Origin of the sequence: Streptomyces sp. NPDC002742 (assembly GCF_042888885.1) — a bacterium.
In the GTDB taxonomy this organism is placed as follows: domain Bacteria; phylum Actinomycetota; class Actinomycetes; order Streptomycetales; family Streptomycetaceae; genus Streptomyces.
Genome location: NZ_JBIAQF010000051.1, coordinates 1 through 21,861, shown reverse-complemented (window position 1 = coordinate 21,861; position 21,861 = coordinate 1). Strand labels below are relative to the sequence as shown.

The 21,861-nt window shown below is 65.8% G+C and carries 18 protein-coding genes and 4 pseudogenes; 11 read left to right on the top strand and 11 right to left on the bottom strand.

The annotated features are described in order from the left end of the window. Positions 1–110: 110 nt before the first annotated feature. Together ACFYW8_RS43530 and ACFYW8_RS43525 are read left to right on the top strand one after the other, a co-directional pair. Complete coding sequence (locus ACFYW8_RS43530; RefSeq protein WP_389093241.1) at positions 111–1,355, top strand: MFS transporter; 1,245 nt, start codon at positions 111–113, stop codon at positions 1,353–1,355. 208 nt (positions 1,356–1,563) lie between these two features. Next, on the top strand, positions 1,564–3,129 hold the full coding sequence (locus ACFYW8_RS43525) for a hypothetical protein (RefSeq protein WP_389093238.1): 1,566 nt from the start codon (positions 1,564–1,566) through the stop codon (positions 3,127–3,129). Positions 3,130–3,131: 2 nt separating this feature from the next. Here ACFYW8_RS43525 and ACFYW8_RS43520 read toward each other — a convergent pair. The 4 genes and pseudogenes from ACFYW8_RS43520 to ACFYW8_RS43505 form a co-directional block, all read right to left on the bottom strand. Beyond that, a pseudogene (locus tag ACFYW8_RS43520) lies at positions 3,132–3,320 on the bottom strand (IS630 family transposase); the annotation flags it as partial. Positions 3,321–3,385: 65 nt separating this feature from the next. Next, on the bottom strand, positions 3,386–3,946 hold the full coding sequence (locus ACFYW8_RS43515) for an SMI1/KNR4 family protein (protein WP_389093234.1): 561 nt from the start codon (positions 3,944–3,946) through the stop codon (positions 3,386–3,388). A 229-nt stretch (positions 3,947–4,175) separates the two neighbouring features. After that, positions 4,176–4,493 (bottom strand): MBL fold metallo-hydrolase, encoded by a 318-nt coding sequence (locus ACFYW8_RS43510; protein WP_389093230.1) that lies wholly within the window; start codon positions 4,491–4,493, stop codon positions 4,176–4,178. Positions 4,494–4,506: 13 nt separating this feature from the next. Then, the gene (locus ACFYW8_RS43505) at positions 4,507–5,655 is read right to left on the bottom strand and encodes an ISAs1 family transposase (protein WP_389093226.1); all 1,149 of its coding nucleotides are present in this window, start codon (positions 5,653–5,655) and stop codon (positions 4,507–4,509) included. Positions 5,656–6,045: 390 nt separating this feature from the next. On the opposite strand from ACFYW8_RS43505, the gene ACFYW8_RS43500 reads away from it, so the two are divergent. The 3 genes from ACFYW8_RS43500 to ACFYW8_RS43490 all read left to right on the top strand — a co-directional run bounded on the left by ACFYW8_RS43500 (position 6,046) and on the right by ACFYW8_RS43490 (position 8,328). Next, positions 6,046–7,386, top strand: coding sequence for a cupin domain-containing protein (locus ACFYW8_RS43500; protein ID WP_389093222.1), 1,341 nt, complete (start codon positions 6,046–6,048; stop codon positions 7,384–7,386). Positions 7,387–7,388: 2 nt separating this feature from the next. Beyond that, positions 7,389–7,856, top strand: coding sequence for a hypothetical protein (locus ACFYW8_RS43495; protein ID WP_389093217.1), 468 nt, complete (start codon positions 7,389–7,391; stop codon positions 7,854–7,856). A gap of 208 nt (positions 7,857–8,064) precedes the next feature. Beyond that, a complete protein-coding gene (locus ACFYW8_RS43490; RefSeq protein ID WP_389093213.1) occupies positions 8,065–8,328 on the top strand; it encodes a hypothetical protein in 264 nt (87 codons plus the stop codon). A gap of 344 nt (positions 8,329–8,672) precedes the next feature. Here ACFYW8_RS43490 and ACFYW8_RS43485 read toward each other — a convergent pair. Further along, a pseudogene (locus ACFYW8_RS43485) lies at positions 8,673–8,804 on the bottom strand (MBL fold metallo-hydrolase); the annotation flags it as partial. A 527-nt stretch (positions 8,805–9,331) separates the two neighbouring features. Here ACFYW8_RS43485 and ACFYW8_RS43480 point away from each other — a divergent pair. After that, complete coding sequence (locus ACFYW8_RS43480; protein WP_389093210.1) at positions 9,332–11,194, top strand: glycoside hydrolase family 76 protein; 1,863 nt, start codon at positions 9,332–9,334, stop codon at positions 11,192–11,194. A gap of 569 nt (positions 11,195–11,763) precedes the next feature. Further along, positions 11,764–12,348 (top strand): hypothetical protein, encoded by a 585-nt coding sequence (locus ACFYW8_RS43475; RefSeq protein WP_389093205.1) that lies wholly within the window; start codon positions 11,764–11,766, stop codon positions 12,346–12,348. A gap of 284 nt (positions 12,349–12,632) precedes the next feature. Here ACFYW8_RS43475 and ACFYW8_RS43470 read toward each other — a convergent pair whose 3' ends face one another. Further along, positions 12,633–12,941, bottom strand: coding sequence for a hypothetical protein (locus ACFYW8_RS43470; protein ID WP_389093263.1), 309 nt, complete (start codon positions 12,939–12,941; stop codon positions 12,633–12,635). A gap of 89 nt (positions 12,942–13,030) precedes the next feature. Between ACFYW8_RS43470 and ACFYW8_RS43465 the strand changes: the two genes are divergently transcribed. Continuing rightward, positions 13,031–14,479: a recombinase family protein gene (locus tag ACFYW8_RS43465; protein ID WP_389093201.1), complete on the top strand. Its 1,449-nt coding sequence runs from the start codon at positions 13,031–13,033 to the stop codon at positions 14,477–14,479. 17 nt (positions 14,480–14,496) lie between these two features. On the opposite strand, the pseudogene ACFYW8_RS43460 reads toward ACFYW8_RS43465, so the two are convergent. After that, positions 14,497–14,655 (bottom strand): annotated as a pseudogene (locus ACFYW8_RS43460) (IS5/IS1182 family transposase); the annotation flags it as partial. 341 nt (positions 14,656–14,996) lie between these two features. On the opposite strand from ACFYW8_RS43460, the gene ACFYW8_RS43455 reads away from it, so the two are divergent. Beyond that, entirely contained in the window at positions 14,997–16,634 is a 1,638-nt protein-coding gene (locus ACFYW8_RS43455; RefSeq protein WP_389093198.1) for a hypothetical protein, read from the top strand. 405 nt (positions 16,635–17,039) lie between these two features. Here ACFYW8_RS43455 and ACFYW8_RS43450 read toward each other — a convergent pair. From ACFYW8_RS43450 to ACFYW8_RS43435, 4 genes and pseudogenes are all read right to left on the bottom strand, one after another. Continuing rightward, positions 17,040–18,395 (bottom strand): annotated as a pseudogene (locus ACFYW8_RS43450) (replication initiator). Positions 18,396–18,695: 300 nt separating this feature from the next. Continuing rightward, positions 18,696–18,893, bottom strand: a complete 198-nt coding sequence (locus tag ACFYW8_RS43445; RefSeq protein ID WP_355212615.1) for a hypothetical protein — start codon at positions 18,891–18,893, stop codon at positions 18,696–18,698. After that, positions 18,890–20,191 carry an FtsK/SpoIIIE domain-containing protein gene (locus tag ACFYW8_RS43440; RefSeq protein ID WP_389093193.1) on the bottom strand — a complete coding sequence of 434 codons (1,302 nt, stop codon included), beginning with the start codon at positions 20,189–20,191 and terminating at the stop codon, positions 18,890–18,892. Before ACFYW8_RS43440 ends, ACFYW8_RS43445 begins: the two co-directional genes overlap by 4 nt. Beyond that, positions 20,191–20,547, bottom strand: coding sequence for a hypothetical protein (locus ACFYW8_RS43435; protein WP_389093188.1), 357 nt, complete (start codon positions 20,545–20,547; stop codon positions 20,191–20,193). Before ACFYW8_RS43435 ends, ACFYW8_RS43440 begins: the two co-directional genes overlap by 1 nt. Before the next feature lie 163 nt (positions 20,548–20,710). On the opposite strand from ACFYW8_RS43435, the gene ACFYW8_RS43430 reads away from it, so the two are divergent. Continuing rightward, on the top strand, positions 20,711–21,466 hold the full coding sequence (locus ACFYW8_RS43430) for a GntR family transcriptional regulator (protein WP_389093185.1): 756 nt from the start codon (positions 20,711–20,713) through the stop codon (positions 21,464–21,466). A gap of 57 nt (positions 21,467–21,523) precedes the next feature. After that, positions 21,524–21,751 (top strand): hypothetical protein, encoded by a 228-nt coding sequence (locus ACFYW8_RS43425; protein ID WP_389093181.1) that lies wholly within the window; start codon positions 21,524–21,526, stop codon positions 21,749–21,751. The last annotated feature ends 110 nt before the right edge of the window (positions 21,752–21,861 follow it).

The window sequence follows — 21,861 nt, the reverse complement described above, 5'->3', positions numbered from 1 at the left end:
TGTGGATTGCTGGCAGGTCAGTTGTTTGACCTGCTGTTGTCCTGCCCGCTTACCTCTCTTTGGGCAACGTCGGTTTGTTCGGGCGGGATTTCAAGGGGAGTGCGCTGAGCATGGTGGGCAGGAGACGGTTGGGACCGCAGTTCGGCTGGCTGTGGGCGTCATATGCGGTGAGCGCGTATGGGTCCGGGCTGGGGTTCGGGGCGTTGCCGCTGATCGCCGTGCTGGTGTTGCGTGCCGGCCCTGCTGAGGTGTCCGCGCTGTCCGCGGTGGGGCCCGCGGTGGGTGCGCTGATCGCGGTGCCGCTCGCGCCGTGGGTGGAGTTCCGGCGCAAGCGCCCGGTCATGATCATGATGGACCTGACCCGGTTCGGGGCCATGGCGACGATCCCGGTCGCCTACGCCTTCGGCCGGCTCAGTTTTGTCCAGCTGCTCGTTGTCTCGGCCGTGGTCGCCGCAGCCAAGATCGCCTTCAACGCGGCCGGCGGCGCCTATCTCAAGGCCCTCGTCGGGCCGGATGACCTGCTCGTCGCCAACGCGCGGTTCGAGTCCACCAACTGGAGCTCCATCGCGGTCGGGCCACCGCTGGGCGGGGCGGCGATCGGCCTGTTCGGGCCGGTCACCACCGTGGTGGCCGACGCCCTCAGCTACCTCCTGTCCGCACTGGGCATCACCGCGATCCGCGGCCAGGAAGAAGCTCCGCGAACGACCGACAAGAGCCCGCTCCGGGCGGGCGCACTGCTCGACGGCTGGGGGCACATCATGGGCCACCCCGGTCTGCGGCCGCTCTACCTCAACAACATGCTCGTCGCCGGTCTGATCATGGCCACCGAGCCGCTGCTGGCCGTGCTCCTGCTTCGCCAGCTCGGGTTCCCGCCCTGGCAGTACGCCCTCGCCTTCGCCGCCCCCTGCCTCGGCGGACTCATCGGCTCCCGGCTGGCCCGCCGTGTCGTGGCCCGCCACGGCCGGCACCGGGTCTTCCGGACCGTCGGCACCCTGCGTGCCATCTGGCTGGTCGGCCTGGCCTTCGTCCGTCCCGGCGTCGTCGGCCTCGTCACCGTCATGGCGGTCGAGCTGGCGATCATCATCAACATGAGCCTGTACAGCCCGGTGCTCGCCACCTACCGGCTCGAACACACCCCCAGGCATCTCGTCGCCCGCACCCTGTCGGCCTGGTCGATCGGCCAGCAGGCGTCCATCGCCGTCTTCACCGCGCTCGGCGGGCTGCTCGCCGACGCCACCAGCCCACGCACCGCTCTCACGGTCGCGGGACTGCTCATCCTGACCACCCCGCTCCTGCTTCCCCGACAGGACCAGACGTCGCAGCCCGAGCCGGAACTGTCCCGCAGCCACTCATGAGGCACCACAACTCGCCACCCGCAGGCCGCAGTCGGTCCGCCCGCTGACTGAACCGGTACGACACGCGACGCGGTCACTCCCGCGAGACCGGTTCTCCCACAACGTGCTTCACAGCATCCCCGAAGAGTTTCCCCACTGCACCCCGTCCGTTGGCCGCGCCCGGCTATCTTCGCCTCGCCTGGTTCCGGCAGCAGGAGAGGCAACGTCCATGAGCACCCCGGTCCACCGCACCCCGACACGGCAGTCTGCAGCCGTCACGACGTCGGCCCGGCAGCGTCGGGAAGGGAGCCCGTCCGGAAACTCGGTGGAGCACGCCTTCCTCCAGATGCAGTCCAGCGCCGGAAACCGGGCCACGACCGCGGCGGTGCAGCGTGCCAGGGGCGCGGACAAGGGCAAGGCGCCGGAAGCCGGCGGCGCGTCCGCCGGAGCGAAGAAGAACTATCGCGACCAGATCGCCGGGCTCCTGGACAGGTTCAAGAAGAGTCTCGAGCCCATCGACACCTTCATCAAGGGTGTCCAGAGCCCCACCAACGCGGGCTTCACCCAGGAGGCCGCCGCCACGGCCAACGAGGGACTCAAGCACTCCGCCGCCGCCTCGGGGACCTCCGCCGCGTCGGGAAACCTCCTCACGGAGGTCGCCGGCACCGTGGTCAATGGCATGGACGCGTACAAGAACATGCAGGACGCCAAGAAGCACGAGACCGGGGCCGGCCACCACACGGCGAAGAAGAAGGCCAAGAGCAAGGGGACCGACACGGTCATCGGAGCCGCCGGTTCGGGAGCCTACAGCGCCGCCATCGCCAAGGAGGTGACCAAGATCCAGAAGGCGGCGGACGCCGCGGTGGCGTCCGAGGCGAGTGGTATCGCCAGCGCTTCCGTCGGCGCGATCAAGGGAATACGGGCAGCCTTCCGCGTCGGGGGAGCGGCCCGCAAGTACAAGAAGGTGAAGGAGCTCGGAGATCCCCATCTCGTCCACGCGGGGTCACTGGCCCGGCTGAACGAGTCACGGGAGCAGGCCGACTGGGCCGCGGCGGAGGCGTACGTCGCGCTGGATGCCTACTGGGACCACGAAGGCGAGGGACGGCTGGAGCTCGTTTCCGAGGCCATCGACGCCGCCTGGGAGGCGATGGGTGAAGCCCGTGACGCCGCCGAGAGCCTCCAGCGCGCAGAGAGAGACGTGGAAAAGCTGAGCACGGTGCAGGAGTACGCGAAGAAGAAGCAGCTCACCAAGATCGGCAAGGAGACGGTCGGTGGCGCGTTGGGCGAATCCACCAAGGCCGCGGCCGGCGTCGTGACGGCGGTCGCGGCGGGAACAGCCGGGCTGGCGAGCAACCCGGTCGGATGGGGCCTCGCCGGGGCCGGGGCCGGCCTCGTCCTCGGCGTCACCCTGTACAAGGCGCTGCGCGCCGCCACGAAGCGCTACGAAGAGGCCCGCCACCCTGAGCACTGGGCGCCGGAGGGCGAGACCCCGGCGGAGGCCGCATCCCGCAATGATTCGCTGAAGCATGCCCTGAAGTTCTGGCAGAAGGTGTCGAAGGGCGAACGCCAGGCCATGGCGCGCGAGATCTACGCCTTGGCGGCGGGTCCCGACATCCGAGGCAGCGGCAGCACGACGGCCGAGATGAGGGAATCCGCAAGGGCCCTCCTCATCGCTCTCAAATCAGGCCCCACCAACCACAAGCTGGAACCGGAAGCGTGGGCGGACACCCTCAACGACCCGGCGAAGACCGCCGGTTGGATCAAGGAGATAGCGGAACAGTTGGCGTCGGGCTGACCGTAGTCATGGGTGCGGCGCTCGGGCATGCCCGGCATCTTCGGCAGCACAGGTGCCGACTGATCCAGCGCCTGGATCTGCGACTCCTCGTCCACACAGAGGACGACGGCCCGCTCGGGCGGGTCCAGACACAGTCCGACGACGTCGCGGACCTTCTCGATGAACCGCGGATCCTTGGACAGCTCGAACGACCGGTATGAGCACCCCGAGAGCCGGTCGCACCAGCCTTTTTGCCTGAGCTGTACTGAACCAAGAGTCACGCAGCGTCATACCAGGGCTTGCTCTCCGCCCAGTGCCGGACCCAGCCGGCAAACCCGGGCTCTGCGGTGGTGAAGCCGAACTGCGCGCCGAACGGGGCAGCGCCGACGTCACTGATCATCCAGATGTGCCCTCGGTGAGGCCCGGTGACGATCAGGTGCCAGTTCAACGCGCAGCCGTCGGTGCCAAGCACGATCGAGCCATGGTCATAGACCTGTTCAAGGATCTCGGCGGCGTCCTCGGCGGGGTCCGCTTCGTCCTCCCACGTCCACGCCTCAGCCAGCGGGAACGGCCTGCTCAGGTCACGTTCCTGCGGTTCGCCGCCCCAGTCGTCCGGCAGCTCCGCCACCGATATCAGTCCGTACTCGGGCGGACCGGAGTGCGAGCCGTCCGATATCTCGGCGACGAAGGTCCGATACGGCTCGGGCAGCAAGATCCCGTGCTCTGCCTCGAAGGCATGTACCGCCTCCCATCCAAGAGCCGACTCACCTCCGTCATCGACATCGAACGCCGCACGAAGTGCCGCCAGCTCAACGGGGTCAACCTGATCAGTGTTCATGCGGTACAGGTACCACCCCGCTCTGACAACACCGTGCTCCCGTGCGCTGCATCGAGCCTGCCCAGAACTGTCACAGCCCTGTCTGAATTCCCAATAGGAGGTCGCGTGATTGGCGGCTGCCCGGGCCGCTGGACAGACAGGGCATGCACAGATCCCTGAACACGGAGCCTCCAGCTCTGTGGCCAGGGGAGTGCCTGTGGCCGCGCTGCCATCATGGCGCTGGGCGTTGTCAACGAGGCTGTTCGGCTTCCGGGCACGGCGGGGCCGGCGGCAATGGCGGAAGCGCCGCCCGGATCGGCACCTCGAACTCCTCCAGTACCGGCGGTGCCCCGGCCGCCTCGCCCCGGATCACCGGTGCCTCCAGCCGGTGAGCAACCACCTCAGCGCCGTGCCGGGCGGCCAGTTCGGCGGCCGAGCCCGTATGGTCCTCGTGCCAGTGCGTCAGCACGATCCGCCGCAGCTCGCCGTCCAGTGCTTGCTCGATCTTCGGAGCGCAATCAGCCGTCCCGGTGTCGATCCAGGGCTGATTCAAAGTCCTGGTGATCATGTGGTGTCGCTGGTCAGGGCAGTCCGATCAGGTCCAGTGGGCGGGTGAAGGGTGTGTAGGAGAGCTCGCGCAGGCCGGCGGCGATGCTGTGGTGCCCAGCGGTGCGTAGGGTGCTGATCGCGAAGCTGCGCAGGGTGGCCATGTTCTCCGGTCCGTGCCCGGTGCGGATCTTCGAGGCGTCCTCGCCGAACGTGGTGTCTCTTACGTGGTGCACGGCCTCGATGCCCCATTGCGCGCGGGCGAGTTGGCCGATGGCCTGGGGAGATGCCGCACGCGCTGTCAGGTCGGTGATGGCGTAGACGGTCTCACGGGTGATCTTGCCGGTCTTGAGGTCGGTGCGATGTCGGTGGATCTTCGCGGCCTGAGCCACGTGCGGGAAGTCCAGCCCGAGACTGGTGACGGTGAGGGTGCGCACCGAGCGGGTCTCACGTCGTCCGTGCCCCGCCTCGCGGTCATAGCGACGGGCGGTCACCTCCTTCCACGGCAGCGAGCGCAACGCGTTGTGCAGCGTCGGCTGGTTCCGCTTGACCACGAGCAGGTAGTGCGCCCTCTTCGCTTCGACCAGCCACCTGGCGTGGTCACGGTGGGTGTGCAGGGCGTCGGCGGTCACCACGACACCGGCCAGGTCGAACGGGGACAGCAACTTCGTGAAGCCGGTGACCTCGGTGGTCTTGTCCGGCACCCGCAGCTGGCTGACGGTGCGTCCGCCTTCCAGGACGGCGGAGAGCAAGTGGGCGGCCGGGCCGGTGTCCGTGCGTGAGCCGCGGGCGGTCTTGCCGTCCATGGCCAGGTGCCGACTGCCCGCGGGGTCGCATCCGAGCAGGTCGGCAAGCCCGCCGGGACATACGAGAGTCAGGAGACGGCGGATGGTGGAACTCGACGGCGCACGGCGCACGCCCAGCGGGCCGGCGGCGCGCACGCCGAGGCGGGCCAGTGCATCCAGGGGTGCATGGCGGGTCCACTGGCCCACGGCCAGATAGGAACGAGCCCCGGCCAGCACCGCACAGCAGGCGGTGAGCAGGACCGATGCCAGCGAATGGCGCCGTCCCCGCCGATCTCGCGGATCGCGAAGAACGGCCAGCCGTTCGGCGACACCGTTCACGCCGCGCTGGGCGGCGGTGGGCGACTTGGTCAGGCAGACAGTGGCAGACTGGCGGCACATCGAAGCTCCGGACGGGCAGGGCGACTTGGGAAGGTCACCCCGTCAACCGGAGCTTCGTTGTGTTCGTGACGGACCTCCGCCAGATCGTCACACCTCAGCGACCTGCACGTTTCCATGACCCCCAAGACTTTGAATCAGCCCTGTGGGGTGGGGGAAGAGGAGTCCGGGCTGGACGGCGCAAACCACCGCACCCTGATAGCAGAGGCATTTTCAGTAACAGTGGTCCAGCGGCTCGTCACTTGAAAGGGGCAACTCGGCTGGGTCGGCAGGGGGCCTTGTGAGAGCCTGGGATAAGCGCGCATGTGCAGCAGTCGCCCGCAGGGAGAAGTTGCCGGTCCTCCCCGTCAGTGCCAGGCTGGATATGGAGAAGGCCCCATATTTGGAGGCGCCATGCCGCAGGAGCAGGTCGAGCCCAACCCCGGTGGCCGCGTCGTCGACAACGACCCTCATTCTCTCCCAATTGCCGCCGAGGCGGCCACAATGAAGGTCAGGGATCGTTCCCCGAGTCAAGAACATCAGCGGAATTCAGTCGGATACCATCCATGCTCAACTTTCAGCCTTACGTGGCTTCTCGACCCAGTAAAACCGCGCGATTTCCATGAACTGCACTACGAATCAGCGCCGCTGTGGGTGAGCCGCAGCCAGATCGGATACTTCGCAGACCTGCCCAGCTTGGATGAAGTTGATGATCTTCTCACTACAACTGTGTCGAATCGCCTATCGCCGGCAGATGGTGAGCGGCTCACTCGGTCCGAACCGGATGGTACATCGTCAGATTACAACGTCCGGATGACCGGAAACGGTGCCGCAGACGTCCAAGCGGTCTACCGTTCGTATCATGATGGATTCACGGTCGTCATAAACCAGATGCACCGTCGCTCGGCGGCCGTAGGCCGCCTCTGCCGCAGACTGCAAGCGGTGCTACATCATCCAGTTGGGGCCAATCTCTATCTGACCCCAGCAAATGCTCAGGGCTTCCGGCCTCACGTCGACATGCATGATGTCTTCATTCTTCAGCTCCACGGGACGAAGGAATGGCATGTCTCGAGCCCATCTATTGAGCTTCCGCTCGTTAGCAGTCGGCACGGCAAGCAGAGTTTGCCAGATTTCCAGACGTACACGCTCGCGCCGGGGGACACCCTCTACCTACCGCGTGGTTACCGGCACGAGGCCGTCACGGGAGACTCGTCGTCGTTGCATCTTACGGTTGGTGTGCACGCCATCCGCTGGCACGACTTGCTCAAAGATGCGCTCGCGCTACTTGCAGAAGAAGATGTCATTTTTCGTAGCGCCCTTCCAGTAGGATATCCAGAAAAGCCGCTCGACACGGGGCAGGTAAGGGATATGGCGCGCCGTGTTTCAGTCGCATTGTCCGATGGTAAGCTCATGGAGAAGGCAAAGGAAAGAGTCACTTCCAGGCTTATCTCGGCGGACGTGACCACAGGTCTTAGCCGGTTCCGATCGCTCGATGCTATCGCCGGAATGAGCGACGAGTCAATCGTTGCGCGGCCATCAGAGATTCTCTGTCTAGTGCGGCTGACCCCGGATCGAGCCACAATCGAATTCGCGGGAAACTTTGTGACTGGGCCAAGGTTTCTTGCACCAGCACTCCAATTCATCGCCCAAAATGATCAGTTTACCGTCAGTGACCTGCCGGGTAACTTGTCCAAGGGTGATCGGATGGATCTAGTGAAGCGGTTGGTTACTGAAGGCCTTTTGGAGGTGTTGTAGGCATGAACCATGACAGCACGAATGACAGCACGAAGCCTTATCAAGAAGGCTTGATCGGCTCCGATCTAAGCAAGACTGGCCAGAATGCACTACGCATTTGGCGCGAGACTCTGGCTCTTCTTGATCCGCGTTACGGCGACAAGACCTTGGCGAAGGCAGCTGCGCGGGCAATGGTGGACGAGAAGTACCGCAGGCAGCTCGTAAAGAACTCCGAAGTGGTAACTGACGAGAACCAACCCGGATCACCAGACACGATCAACGTCAAGTTCTACGCGAACACCCCCAAAACGCTACACGTCGTCTTGCCGCCTCTGGAAAGTGAACTGGAAGGCCGTCCTGCTGCTCTTCGCGATGCTCTGCTCTCGCGCACATCTGATGCAGATGCATTGTTCATGGATGAGTGGGATTTGAGCGACCCCGGGAAGTATGACGAAAGAATTTTCCGACTGCCGAATCCCGGCGACCTATAGGGCAGGCTGATGCGTGCTCCCTCGCCGCGTGCGTGTATGTGCCGAGGTGGCCGGGTTGCCCGGTCTGGAGACTACGAACGCGACCCTTGATGATCAAGGTTGTCGAAGCCTTTGATCACGAACAGGGGCCGCGTTCGCGTGCGATCGATCCCGAGCGACGTTCTTCAGCGCCACTGCGGGGAGGAGTGCCAGCCCGCGCTGTTGGGCCTTGCCGTCGAGGGGCAAGGCCGTTCGCGGTAGCCGTCGCGGCGATCAGAGCCCCATCCATTTCCTGCCCGTCGTCCTGCACGAGGGGCAAGCTGTCGTCTCTCAGCGGCAGATCGCCGCGAAGAGCAACGAGATCCTCGCCTTCGCCCTGCTGCTGGATCCGCTCGGCCTGCGTAACCAGGTGATTACTCCCGACGCGATGCACACCCAGATCGGCCACGCCGAGCACATCGCCACTCGGGGCGCCCGCTACTCCTGGTCGTGAAGAGAAAGCAGAAGGAACACGGTCGCCGGTTGCGGTGCCTGCCCTGGCGCGAGATCCCGTCTCAACGCCGCACGTGCGACAAGCGGCACGGGCGCCAGAGATCCGCCGGCTCAAGGTTTGCGCCGTCCAGCCCGGACTCCTCTTCCCGTCCCGACCGAGGACTGACGGCCGCACCGGGTCCGGGCTGCGAAGCATTATGGGGTCAGCCCCCAGCGGATGTGCCCGCTGAGTCGCTGCCCGGCCTCCACCCCACCTGAGTCGATCCTTCCCCCAGGATCGACCTCCTGGATGCCCTCTGACCAGCCGACGGGCTTGATCACCAGGACTTTGAATCAGCCCTGGGTGTCGATCAGGGTCAGCTCGTCGCCGTCCCGCCACAAGTAGGCCGCACCCACCGGGAAGCGGAGCATGCGCAGCCTCGGCAGTACCTCGATCACATCCATGCACCCAGCTTGCACGGCCACCCTGGCGGCCATGCCCTCGTTCGCTGACGACTCACCAGGTGGGTGGCCCGAACCGGTCACTGACGTCGGCCCAGGTGCGGTTCTTGCCCGCCCAGTCACGCAGCCAACCCGCCTGCGTCCAGGACCACTTGACCGAACAGGCGCCGCTTCCGACACCGGCAGCAACCCGGCGAGGGTCAATGGTCACCCCGGTGCCGTCGATTCCCGGTGATGACGACGGAGAGGGCATCCCGGGCCTCTGTGCCGGCGAACACGACAGCATTCGGGATCGTCAGCCGAACGGGGGAAGGGCCTGGCTTCTCTCACAGCCCAAGGGGAGCCAGGCCGCCTGCCTGCCTGTCGCCTGTCGTCGCCACCATGAACTGCCGTACGGAGGGGCCTTGTTGACAGCATTGACAGGGATGCGCCAAGTCGGTTCACTGTTTTGAGGAAGGTACGGACCAGACTCGATCGCCGCCCGCTCGGCACACCATGGGACCGTCGCTCCTGGCCGTGCTCGCCGACCGGCATCCTCCATCGTGAAATCGAGGCGAGTTCCGGTGTCCCTGCGCAGCGCCGACATCGTTGTCGGATCACGGATTCTCAGTTTCCTCCTGGCGGCCGTTCTGGCGTGTGCGGCAGTCGTCCCGGCCGCGACGCCCGCGGCCGCCGCCACCCAGGTGTGCGTGCTGGCCTGTGACACGCTGGATCCCTCGCTGGCTCGGCAGGAGAGTTTTCCGGTACCGACCAAAGATCTCAACGGCCGGCGCCTCGTACTGCACGTCTCCGACGCGGACGACATGGCGTGGGCCAGCATCGACGGTGGTGTGACCGGCGACTCGGTGTGGCTCGACCGTTCCTGGGACGGCGGTGCCACCTGGGACGGGTTGCTCGGCAAGGCCGCCGTCCCGGGATCCTGGACCGGCACCAGGACGCTGATGTACGACATCACCGATCCCCGCAACCACCGACGCGGGCTGGTCCGGGCCTGCGGCGACGCCGCCGTCGTCGGCTGCACCGACTGGGCCTATCCGACCGTCTGTGACACGCTCTGCGACCGCACCGGCGTCGGCCAGGCGGCCGGCGACAACCAGCCGGTGCCGTCCACTGCTCTTTACGGTCGCACGATCCGGTTGCACGTCGACCAGAAGAACTCCATGGCGTGGGCGAGCATCGAGTCCGGTGCCGGTGGCGACGAAATCTGGCTGGACCGCTCCTGGGACGGTGGCTCGACCTGGCCGGACGGTTCCTCCCTCGGCCGCACCGTCGTCCCGCAGGGAGCCGCCGGCACGCGTACGGCGATGTACGCCACCCGTGATCCGCGCGGCCTCCTCTACGGTGGCGCGGTCCGCGCGTGCGGTCGTGAGGCCGGCCACCAGGAGGGGAGCTGCACCCTGTGGGCCAGGCCCGCACCGACCCGGGCACGCGCCGCGGCGGACGCCCTCATGTCGTCGTACGACCCCTACAACGCATGGTGGCCCAGCAGTTGGTGGAACTCCGCCGCCACTCTCACCTCGCTCATCGACTTCGCCAGGACGACCGGCACGCACGACTACGACTGGGTCGTCGCGCGCACGTACGATCAGAACAAGGGCGCCTTCGCCGCCGGAGTGCGCAGTTCGGACGCCATCGAGGGCCACTTCATCAGCCGTTCCATCGACGACTCGGGCTGGTGGGCCATCGCGTGGATCGACGCGTACGACTACACCGGCTACTCCCGCTATCTCGACGAGGCCGTCACCATCGCCGGATACATCCAGCAGTACTGGGACCCCGGCACCTGCGGAGGCGGCGTGTGGTGGGACCGGGAACGCACCTACAAGAACGCCGTCACGAACGGCCAGTACCTTTGGCTGACCACCGCGCTGCACCAGCGCGTCGCCGGCGACACGCTATGGCTTCAGCGGGCCAGAACCGCCGCCGCCTGGTACAGATCAAGCGGAATGATCAACTCTGCCGGGCTGGTGAACGACGGACTGACCTCAACCTGCGCCAACAACGGCGGCACCGTGTGGAGTTACAACCAGGGTCTGGCCATCGGCGGCTTCGCCGAGCTGTGGAAGTCGACCGGGGACGATTCGCTGCTGGCCACCGCGCGGACCCTGGCCGATGCCGCCATCAGCAGCCCGGCGCTGACCCGGGACGGAGTGCTCACCGAGTCCTGCGACGTCGGCTCGGCGTCCTGCGACGACAACCAGAAGCAGTTCAAGGGCATCTTCATGCGCAACCTCGCCGACCTCGCGAAGGCCACCGGTTCCAGCGCCTACCAGGGCTACCTCCAGAAGCAGGCGGACACGCTGTGGGCCCAGGACCGTAGCTCCCTCAACGCCCTCGGTGAACGCTGGGCCGGCACCCTCCCCAACCAGACCGACTGGCGTACCCAGGCCGGCGCTCTCGGAGCTCTCACCGCCGCCGCGGGCTGACGACCCGTTCGAGGTGCCGCCGCACACGGAGCTTTGACCTGCCGTGATCGGCCCAGATCTGCCGTGCGATCCGCGCGGGCGTGTACGGGCCGCGGGATCCTCCCGTCGAAGGCCGTGGCCGGCCACCCACAGGCGTCCGCGGGCGGCGGTGCGGAAGTCCATGCTGCAGTCGGACCGCCGCGCCCACGGCCCGCCTTCAACGCCGGAGGAGTGGGCAGGAGTGTGTTCCGGGTCGAAGCGGCGGAAAAGGCCTGGCACCTGCGGTCCACATCATCCCGGTGGCACTGGTCTTGGAGGATCACAGCCACAGCGGCGGAGCGCTCCGAGCCATCGGCAGGTGGTCGACCTCCAGCCGGATCGACGTTCCGTCGGCGAGGGGGAGTTCACCCTCGTGGTCGAGCCGGGCGGAGCAGCGGTCAGGATTCCCGCCAGCGACGTCGCCTTCCCCGGTCGCACGTTCGAACGTGGCTGACGTGTCCTGCGGGTGAGGATGACCATGTGGTTCGCTCAGGTCGGCTCAGCTGATAAAGGCTGGCTCGCGCCCCGTCTCGTGTCTCAAAATTCTCGGTGTGACAGACACGGAACCCACCGAGGAAGAGGCGCCGGACGGGCTGCTGGGCTGGTGCCTGGTGGCCAACGTGGCGCGAGAAACCGCGCACGGCGAGAGCGGTCTTGACCTCCAGCACGGCACGAAGCACTTCCGCGCGGGTGCCCTGCTGTGGCTCCCGCCCGTCCGCTGGGATCCCGGCTGGGGTCGCTGGCCCGCGGTGGGCCGGCACCGAGGCAACGGCCGCCGGTACGTCAACATGATCGTACGCGCGGAGGACCTGGAGAACTTCCGGGTCAAGGGCGTCTACAGCGAGGCTCTGGTGCGCAGCCTCAACGGTTACGAGCACGACCCGGCCGTACCCCGGACCCTGCAGAACCCGTGGACCCGCGAGCGGGCCCAGCGCTGGGCGGACGGCCGGAAACGCAAACGGGAGCTTCTCTTCATCGAAGGTCACCAGTACGCCCACCCGCGGATCTCCGTTCCCAACCCTCCGCCGGCAGAGATCCATATCGACGGTGAGACCCTCCACCTCGCCCGCTACGGCACCAGAGGAGCCCACTACAGCCGGATGCCCCCTCCGGTGGAATGGATTCCCGAGCCCTGAGCGGGATCTTCGAACGTGCGAACGGGAAAACTGGCGCCGTTGATGAGGCGTTCATCCCGTGGACTTCGTCGTCCCGCCGCACTCCGGTCGTCCACACGCTCTCCGGCAGCATCGCGATGGTCTGCTCGTCGGTGGCGTCGATGGCCCAGCCGGGTCGCGGCCCCCGCCGGTGTGGACCGTCCCCGGCGGTGGGACGGTAGTCGTTCTTCGGCGAGGCCGTCCAAGGCCGCGGGTCGGCCGTGTGCGGAGTGGGCGGGCGCACCCCGTGCGCGCCCGCCGCGGTGTCAGCAGGTCGCGCTGCTGGAGATCTTCACGCCGTTGACGGTGAGGCCGGGGCTCATCACGGTGGTCGTGTTAGGCCCGACGCAGAGCGTGCCCGCGTTGCTGCGCAGGTAGGCCACGTCGTCGTTACGGGTGTTGAGGATGACGTAGCCGTCGCGGGACGTGACGTCCTGGAATCCGCTGGTGATGACCTGGAACTTGGCGGCGGGGTGGCCGGCCGTGAGGGCTGCCTGATTCACGTAGAAGCAGACGTACGGGTACGCGCAGCCGTGCTGGACCGGCTCCGCGGTCGCGGCCGGGGCACCGGCCATGGACACGGCCGCGACCGCGCCGGCGACGACGGCGAGGTTCGCCGCTTTACGGATGACGGAGGTCGTACCGGGCTCATACAGTGTTTTCCATGAGCCGACCTAAGTTAGCCAAGGCCGCGATCACCCCGGGTGAGCCCGCCGCCATCTACTGCCGCATCTCGCACACCAAGGACGAGGATCAGACCGGAGTCGACCGGCAGGAGCGCATCTGCCGCGAGATCGCCGAACGCCTTCAGCTCGGTGTCGAGTCGGCCCACGTCTACATCGACAACAACCGTTCGGCGTGGCAGCGCAACCGCAAGCGGCCCGGGTGGGAGGAAATGCTGCGCGCGATGGCGGACGGAGAGATCCGGCACGTCATCGTCTACCACCCCGACCGCCTCATGCGGCAGCCCAAGGACCTCGAAGAACTCCTCTCGATAGCCGACGACAAGCGCGTGCTTCTGCACGGCGAGGCGAACCGGCGCGATCTCTCGGACCCCGACGACCGGTTCATCCTCCGTATCGAGGTGGCCCACGCCTGCCGCTCGTCCGACGACGCGTCACGTCGACTGAAGGACGCCCTGAAGGACAAGGCCCGCGAGGGCAGGCCGCATGTGGGCAGCCGCCCGTACGGCTACACGGCCAACGGCAAGGCGATCATCGAGGAAGAGGCGGAGATCGTCCGCGAGGTCTTCCGGCGGTATCTGGACGGCGAGTCACCCATGCACTTGGCCCAGGACCTGACCGCGCGGGGAGTGGCGACGTCCAAGGGCAGGACCTGGCAGCCGGAGCACGTCCGCCGTCTGCTGTCGTCCAACTTCGTGGCCGGTGTCCGCATCCACCAGGGCGAGGAAGTCGGAACCGGGACGTGGCCGGCCATCATCGACCGCGGCCAGTGGGACGAGGTTCAACGGCTCAGGGAGTACCGGGCCCAGCAGCACAGAGACGACCAGAAGCGACCGAGCCGCTTTTATCTGCTGCGCGGAGTCGCGACGTGCTCATGCGGTGCCCGCATGGCCGGTACGAACAGCATGCAGTACGCCTACTACCGGTGCATACGAGCCGACGAAGTCGGACAGCAGAAGTCCGGACGATCCGTCTCCGCCGTTCCTCTCGAAGCGTTCGCCCGCGATGTGGCGGTCAAGGTCCTCACGAAGTTGGACACGTCCGGCTACGAGCCCGCGACGACCACTCGCCCCGAGGCCGACGTGATCGCGGACGAGAAGGACCGCGCGAAGCTGGAGGAGCTGAAACAACTGTGGCTCACGGACGACGACTTCACGACCGCCGAGTTCCACACCATGCGCGCCGTCGTACTCAAGCGGGTGAAGGAGCGCCAGCGGAAGACGGTGAAGCGCCCCGTAGCCGTCCTGGAGGGCATCGCCGGACCGGAGGCCGAAGCCAACTGGAAGAAGCTGGAGGAGGCTGAGGACTACGAGCGGATGAACGCGATCTACCGGTTCCTGTTCGCGGCCGTGGTCGTACTCCCGGCGACGAGGAAGGGCAGGGGGTTCGACACCAACCGCGTGGACATCAAGCCGAACCCGCTGGACTAGGACGGTGTCCTTGGTGGGTACCGAAAATTCTTCGACTGCTCGGCGACCGTGTGATCGCGGGTGAGCACCAGGGTGTCTTCCACGATCAATACAGTGTCCCAGCGGGACCGCTTGCGCAGCTGCAACGCGAGCGCCGGGCCAAGATCGTCGATGATGCGGTCAGCTGCGGACTTCGATGCCTCATGCATGGCTTCAAAGAAAACCGCCACCACCGGAACGAGGATTCCAGCCTCTTGGCACCACCCCTTAAATCATCCCGACGACAACGGCGCCTGCGGGAGATCGCCGACCAGCCGCAACGGGGAAGCGCCGACCGCTCCTCCAACGGCACATTGATGACGTCCGCCAGTTGATGGTCGTCGTGCAGCTCTGCATCGAGAAGACGCAGACCTCCTCTTCGACTCTGTCGACCCTCAATCTTTAGGGGGAACTTTGTACGCTGATCGAAGCAAGGTGCTACTCATTCAAGACCTTGCGGGTAATTATCGAGATAGCAGATTTAACATAGGAGTTTTGGATGGAGAAATCAGCGACCACACGGTTCGACGATGCAGCGGTAGCTCTTCTCGCCGACATGCCAACTTGGCGCTTGCGCGCAATCGAGCGCATCGAACTGTCGAGCGCCTTCTGGAGCGAGCGCCGACGGGATATTCACGTAAGGCCACTTAAGGAAGTCTTGAACGAAAAGACGAAAAAATCCAGAGCACTCCAAAGGGAACTATGCAAGCTGGCCCCATGGACACAGAGAGATGGCCTTGACACTATCGAATTGATTCTCCCCATTACAGAACTCCCTAAAATCGCCCTACTTGACCTAAAGATTACGATTGCCGAGCGACAAGTAACTCGCCTTTCCAAAGATGAAGGCGCAAGGATTGCCGCTCAGTACGTTATCCAACTCGCCAGGGAGGCTGAGCTCACACCCGAGGAAGGAGAGCCGGAGTATCTTGTCGATTTTCTGACCTTTCTCTTTTATCATCCTTCCTACTCCTACGAAGAGACACTAAGAAAATACGAAAGGCTAGATTACCCCAGATACTTGGCGGATCGAGATTACCTTTGCACAAAAGAATCGGAGGTGCCAGTTAACGTCGACATGGCTAACAACTTTGCCACCTGGGCGAAGAGGTGTAGCTCGATCGCAAAAGTGGCAGAGAGTTATGTCATTCCAGATTATGCCAGCGGGGCGGAGAACCCGCTAATCTCGCTTCCTTACTTCTTCCAGGAGCTGGACCACAGATCGAAAAGGGAAGATATCGACGAGCACCTCGAGAGCGATGCGACCCACCCTAAATCAGAGGAAGTCAACAAGCTCCTTGAATATGTTTGCCACGTTGTCACGAAGGCCCACAACGAAGGTTCCCCGAACGCCGCCGCCAGCCGATTCCTCTCCGCATACTTTGCCTACGGGTACCGATGGATGGTTTTCGTTAAATGCACAGTACCGCTCGATCAGCCATTCACCATCACAGTAGAGGACAAGCGTGCCATTTACTTCCAACCAGAGAGACGACTGAATCGCACCGAGACACCCTACAATCGGCTCGTCAAACAACACGCCTGGCACATGGTGGCGTTCGCCGACGCGGAAACGAATCACGTCAGCGTGCGAGTAACTGACACGTCCGTACGCCTTAAGCATCGAAACGGATGGCCCAAAATTCTGAATGAGAAAGGAAGCGGAAATGAAATCCTGAACGGAAAAGGAACTGGAAATAAAAGCACCGCGAAACCTGACGAAAAGGAGAGCACCACCGAATTGTTCCTATTGCAGGACTCGACGCGGTCGCGACCCGAACGTATCTACATCGAATCTCCGTTGGGTCTCACCAGGGTTCAGGCATGGATGCTCAACCTTACGATTGGAATTACGCTATTGGCTTTCGCCTTGCTCGTTTGGCGCGTAGCAACAGATGCGAGTGATGTAGTTTGGATCGATTTCCCCGCGGGCCACAGTCACGGCCTAACCTCTGCGGATGTCACATTGATTCTAGTCCCAGTCGCATTCGCTGCTTCATACTTGCTCATCAGAGATAGCTCAACGTTGAGCATGCAGATCCGGCAAGTCCGTCAAATGATTCTCATGGGGGCGCTTTTTGCACTCCTAGCAGCCTCCTTTGTTTTGATGTGGACACATTATCTCAAAATCGGATAGACACTCAACCGCCTACCCGAATTTTCCTAAAACTTGCCTGCCGCTTCCTGCTTTCAGAACGTCGCGCGGTTATATTTACCGATAGGCGCAGCTTGTTAACCGGCGCTGGCTTCACCGGGCCATTAACTGAAATGCAGCATTCCGGCAGTCTGTTGATTCGGATGGTCAGCCATCGACGCAATGACTTGCTGATGGCAATCTCTACCCAAGTGACTTCCGCAGGTGCGTTCTCGATTCGCGTGGCACCATATGCCAAACCTGGCATGCAGTTTCGAGGCTAGAGATCATTCCGTACAGGGGTGAGAAGTCGTGCGAGTCGCGCAGCGTTCTTCGGCCCTATACGTGTCGGGAACTTGGCCGCCTGACGCTCGACCGCCCGAGCCCACTGCTCGTTGTGGCGTCTCGTCACCGGGGCGCCTCACGCTCGTCACAGGCGATCTCATGGTTGATGGCGATGTCCTCAGCTACTCCGGCGGCCAGGAGCGCCGCACCGCGGGTATAGCCGGAGCCGACGTAGCGCCAGTGCGCTTCAGTGGTTGTGTCGGGGGTGTCCGACGGACGACGGCCCCGGCGTTCTGCGCGTTCGGCGCGGAGTGCCGCGTATGTCATGGAGTAGGCGCGGGATTTGGTGAGGATGTGGCCGCGTTAGCCGAGGGTGTGGGCCCAGGCCCGCAGGTGGAGCGGCTCGTATTCGTGAAGGCTGCCGAGTCGCCAGCAGGTGCGCATGAGCGCTCGGACGTGGTCGCTGACGGAGGCCGTGTCGATGTCTTCCCGGGTGGTGATCCTGTGGTCGGTGCCGGCGCCTGTTTCGCTTGCTCCTTTGGTGACGTACTTGGCGACGTACGCGGCTACGGCGTCGTCGTCCGGTCCGAGGCCGTCGGCGCGGAGTGGCCCGGCGTCGAGCTGGACACCCCAGCGCAAGGCGAGTTCGCCGACGGCGGGACTGTGGGGAGGGCGGACCTGGACCCGCCGGGCGGAGGCACGCACGGCGTCGATGAGTCGGTCGGTGGTGCCCCACGGCGGGGGTTCGTCGTCAGGTCCGGCCGGTCCGTCGAGGCGAACGACAGCATGGACGTGGACGGCAGCCCGTTTCTGGTACTCGGCGACGCGGGCGAAGGACAGTCGGGCGTGATCGGCGAATCGGGACTGCACGAGGCCGGCCGAGGTGGCCAGCCGTCGTCGGACGCCGATGACGAAGCGGTCCCACAGCTTGCCCGCGTGTGCGTGCCAGAGGACGTGGGCCGGGTAGTCGTAGCAGTCGGCGCAGAGGGGTTGGCCGACGAGGGGATCGGTCGCGGCGTGGAAGGCGCCGCAGCCGAGGGGCCGACCGTGCTCACAGCGTCCGCGGTCGCGCCGGGGACGGCAGCGGTCCCCGTCACGATGCACGGGCCCGAAGGACGGTGCGGTCAGGGTGATGAAGAGCCGGGGTCGGTCGCGGACCGTTGTCGGGACGTTCTTGCCGCCGAGGAGGCCGGCGCGGACGAGGTGGTAGGTGTCGCCCGCGTGGAGTCGGGAGCAGGATGCGCAGACGGTTGAACGCCGGTTGCGGCACCGGATGAGGAGCCGTTCACCGGGCTCGTTGCGGGTGTCGTAGTGCTGGATGATCTCGCCGGTCGAACCGTCCAGGGTGGTGGTCGACCCGGACAAGTGCACAGGGTGCGCGCACCCACCGGTGGCCCGAACCTGGTCGAGCCAGCGGGCGAACTGGGGATCTTGGGCGATGCGGATGGCGTCGCGGTCTGCTTCGGGGAGCCGACGCAGGCGCGCCGCGCGGTCGAGGGCGGCGCGCCTGTCAGCCGAGGTGAACTCGGGTGTGATGGTGGTGACCTTCCGGGGTGGGCCGCCGTAGCGGCTCGGGTGGTGGTGGGTGGCGCGCTGTCGGTCATGGGCTTGCTCCTTCGGTGGTCAGGTGGCGGCTCGATGGGTCAGCGGATGGTTCCGGTCCCCCGGCAGACGCGGCAGCGCCGATGTCGGCCGGTCCAGGTCCTGCGGGCTCCGTCGCCCTTGCAGACGGGGCATCTCACGCGAGGCATGGGCATGGTCCTGCGCCTTCCGGCCGGGCTAGAAGTGGGCGAAGCCGCTCAGGCCCCAGGTCATGAAGCCGTTGATGGTGAGGCTGACGGGGGTCTGGCCGAGGTACATGCCGAACAGGGCGATGCAGACGGCTTCCCAGGCACGGACGTCGCGGGAGCGGACGAGGAGGAAGGTGATGATCCCGAAGACGACCACGAGGGACACGGCGGTACCTGTGCTGATCACTTGTCGTCTCCTTCGAGCGCCGCGAGGGCGCGGACGATGCCGGGCAGTTCGGGGGTCAGGGCCGCGTGCTTGCGAGCCGTTGCTGCGGCCTGTTCGGTCGAGGTGAGGTGGGAGCGGGCCCGGCTCCAGCCGCCGTCCGGGCCGGTACACACGGCCACGCCCTGTTCCCCTGCGGTGATCGACTGGGCGACAACGACGGCGTCCTTGTTCAGGTCGCCCAGCGTCATCTCTGCCGTGCCGGGGTCGTTGACGCGGTGGCAGATCCGGCCGCCGAGTTGGGCCCTCAGCGCGGTGACGCCGGGGCCGAGGTCGGAGCCGACGCGTTGGCCGGCGACGACCAGGTGCACGCCGAGCGCGGCCCCGAGCTGAGCCAGGCGGAGCAACAGGGTGGAGCACTGTTCGGCTTCCGCCTTGCTCTCGCGCCGCCCGTCGGACAGATACAGCTCCGCGATCTCGTCGACGATCACCACGACCGGCACCGGCCGCAGCTTCTCCGGGAGCTCCCATATCGAGCGGACCCCCGCAGTACGGCAGACACTCATGCGGTCCTGCATGTCGACGGCGAGTGCGGTGAGTACGGCGACCGCCTCACGGCGGCAGGTGGTGAGTGCGCTGAGTCGTTCGGTGAAGAGGCCGAGTTCCATGCCGCCCTTGCAGTCGATGCCGACCAGTGCGACGGGTTGCGGGGCGAGTTGCGTGATCAGTCGGGCGAGCAGTGTGGATTTGCCGGAGCGGGTGGCGCCGGCGATGAGCCAGTGCGGGACGAGTCGCAGGTCCATGACCCAGGCGCCGCCGCTCTCCAGTACGCCGATCAGGGCGGACAGGAGAACGGCGGGCGCCGAGGCTAAGCCCGGCCGGGCCAGCGGATCACTTGCCGTCGCCGTTAGGAGCACGAGGCCGCGTTCCGGCGAGGTGGCCCGTACCGCGTGCACCTTCCACGCGTGCACCATGGCGTCCGCCGCCTTCATGTAGGTCGCTGGTGTCTGGCCCGCGTGCAGCCGCACAGTCGCCGTCAGCCCCATGCGGTTGGCCCGCGGGAAAGAAAGCCGGGGTACGACGGGCCGCAGTGGATCGCCCTTGACGACCAGGTCGCCGAGCAGTCCGCGGGGCGGGCGCCGGGAGACGGTGAGGTCGTTGAGCATCGCGACCTTGCGCCAGGTGAACACCACCCGGCACGCGGCGACCGGGTATCCGGCGAGGTACCAGTGCCAGGCCGGACGGTGCCGACGCAGCAGGTCACCGACGACGAGCACCCAGGCCAGCGCGGCGAGAGCGAAGGCGAGTGCGATCGGCCCCATCACGCACCGCCGGACTTGGTCGTCGGCGCGGGTGCGGGAGTGCCGTGGACGGGGGTGATGGCGTCGGCGCGGAAGCTGATTCCGTGCCGGTCGCCCATGGCCCAGGCGAACGCGGTCAGTCCGGTGACCTTGAGGATCTGTCCTTCCTCGATGCCCTTGGGCTCACCGGCGACCGCGATCTCGATGACGGATATCCGGCGTCCGTCCTGTCGCACGGTGACGGCGACGGTGTAGATGGTGTTGCCGTCGCGGTCCTTCTTGACCTCCTGTGTGTCGAAGTTGCTGATCTTTGCTTCGGGTGTGATGGCGCATCGCAGTACACCCAGTCGTGCCGTATCCACGGGAATGGACTGCATTGCTTGGCCTCCTTGGCCAATCGAGGACGCCTGACACATTCAGACGTCACTTGTCCTTACGAGTGATGACTATGTGCCTCTGTACGCCGAGGGGTCAACTACTTATGCTGACGAGTGATGTCGCGCGTGCGACGTGTCTACGACCTCACCCGGAGATGCCGAGATGACAGAGATCCAGCGCCCCGGAGCCCTCTACCAGCAGGTCGCCGCCGCGATCCGCGAAGCGATCCTGGCCGGCGAGTACGAACCCGGAGGCCCGCTCCCCTCCGAGGCCCAGCTCATGGAGCGCTACAAGGTCTCGCGCCCCACCGTCCGCAACGCCGTCGCCGCCCTGCGCGCGGAAGGCCTGATCGACGTCCACCACGGCAAGGGCAGCTTCGTCCGCCCCGCCGGCGGCCCCGTCGCCGCGATCTCCCGCCACATCGGCAGGACACCGGCCGGGCATTTCAGGCTGTACGGCGTCGCCACCTGGCAACAGGCCGAGGAACCGCACACCTACCGCACCCACACCACCGAAGCCGCGGCCCAGCTGCTGGGACTCCAGACGGAAGAAGCCCTGTTCGGCTGTGACCAGCTGCTCGCCGACCCGGCCACCGGAACGCGCGCGATGCACCGCACCCTGATCCCCTTCGCCACCGCCGAAGCCGTACCCGATCTCGGCAAGACGCCGGACGCCGCCCCCGCCGCGATCTACGCCATGCTGACAGCGGCCGGGCACCAGCTGTGGTGGTCGGAATCGGTACGGGCCCGCATGCCACTGCCCGACGAGCGCACCACGCTGCGCCTGCCCGACGCGACCCCGGTCCTACACGTCTCCCGCGTCACCTGCGGCACCGACGACCAGGCCCTCATCCTCGAAGAACTCCGCATCGGAGCAGCCCGCACCGAACTCACCTACCGAATCGACGCCAGCGAGTAGCCCGCACGACGAACCCGCACAGGAACACCTGCGCGCCCCTTGATGCATGCTCAGGACATGAGCGCGTTCAGAAGCGATCTGGACCTTGAGGTCTACGACGTGACGGGCAACGGGGGCCAGGTCGACGTCGCAACCAACGCCCTGGACGGCACAGTTCGCCTGGCGGTGCTGTTCACCCAAGAGATCTACCTGTCGGCCGACGACGCCGAACGATTCGCCCAATCGCTGCTGCGCGCCGCAGAACACGCCCGCCGCTTCGAGCCGAAGACCGACCCAGAACCGTAGATCGGTCGAAACAGTCTTCACTTCCTCAAGGGCGCGCCTGCGGCGCGCCGGGCAGCCCGGCCGCCCCGGCCGGGCGTGCGGCGTGGCCGCCGGTCCCGTCCGGTCGCCCG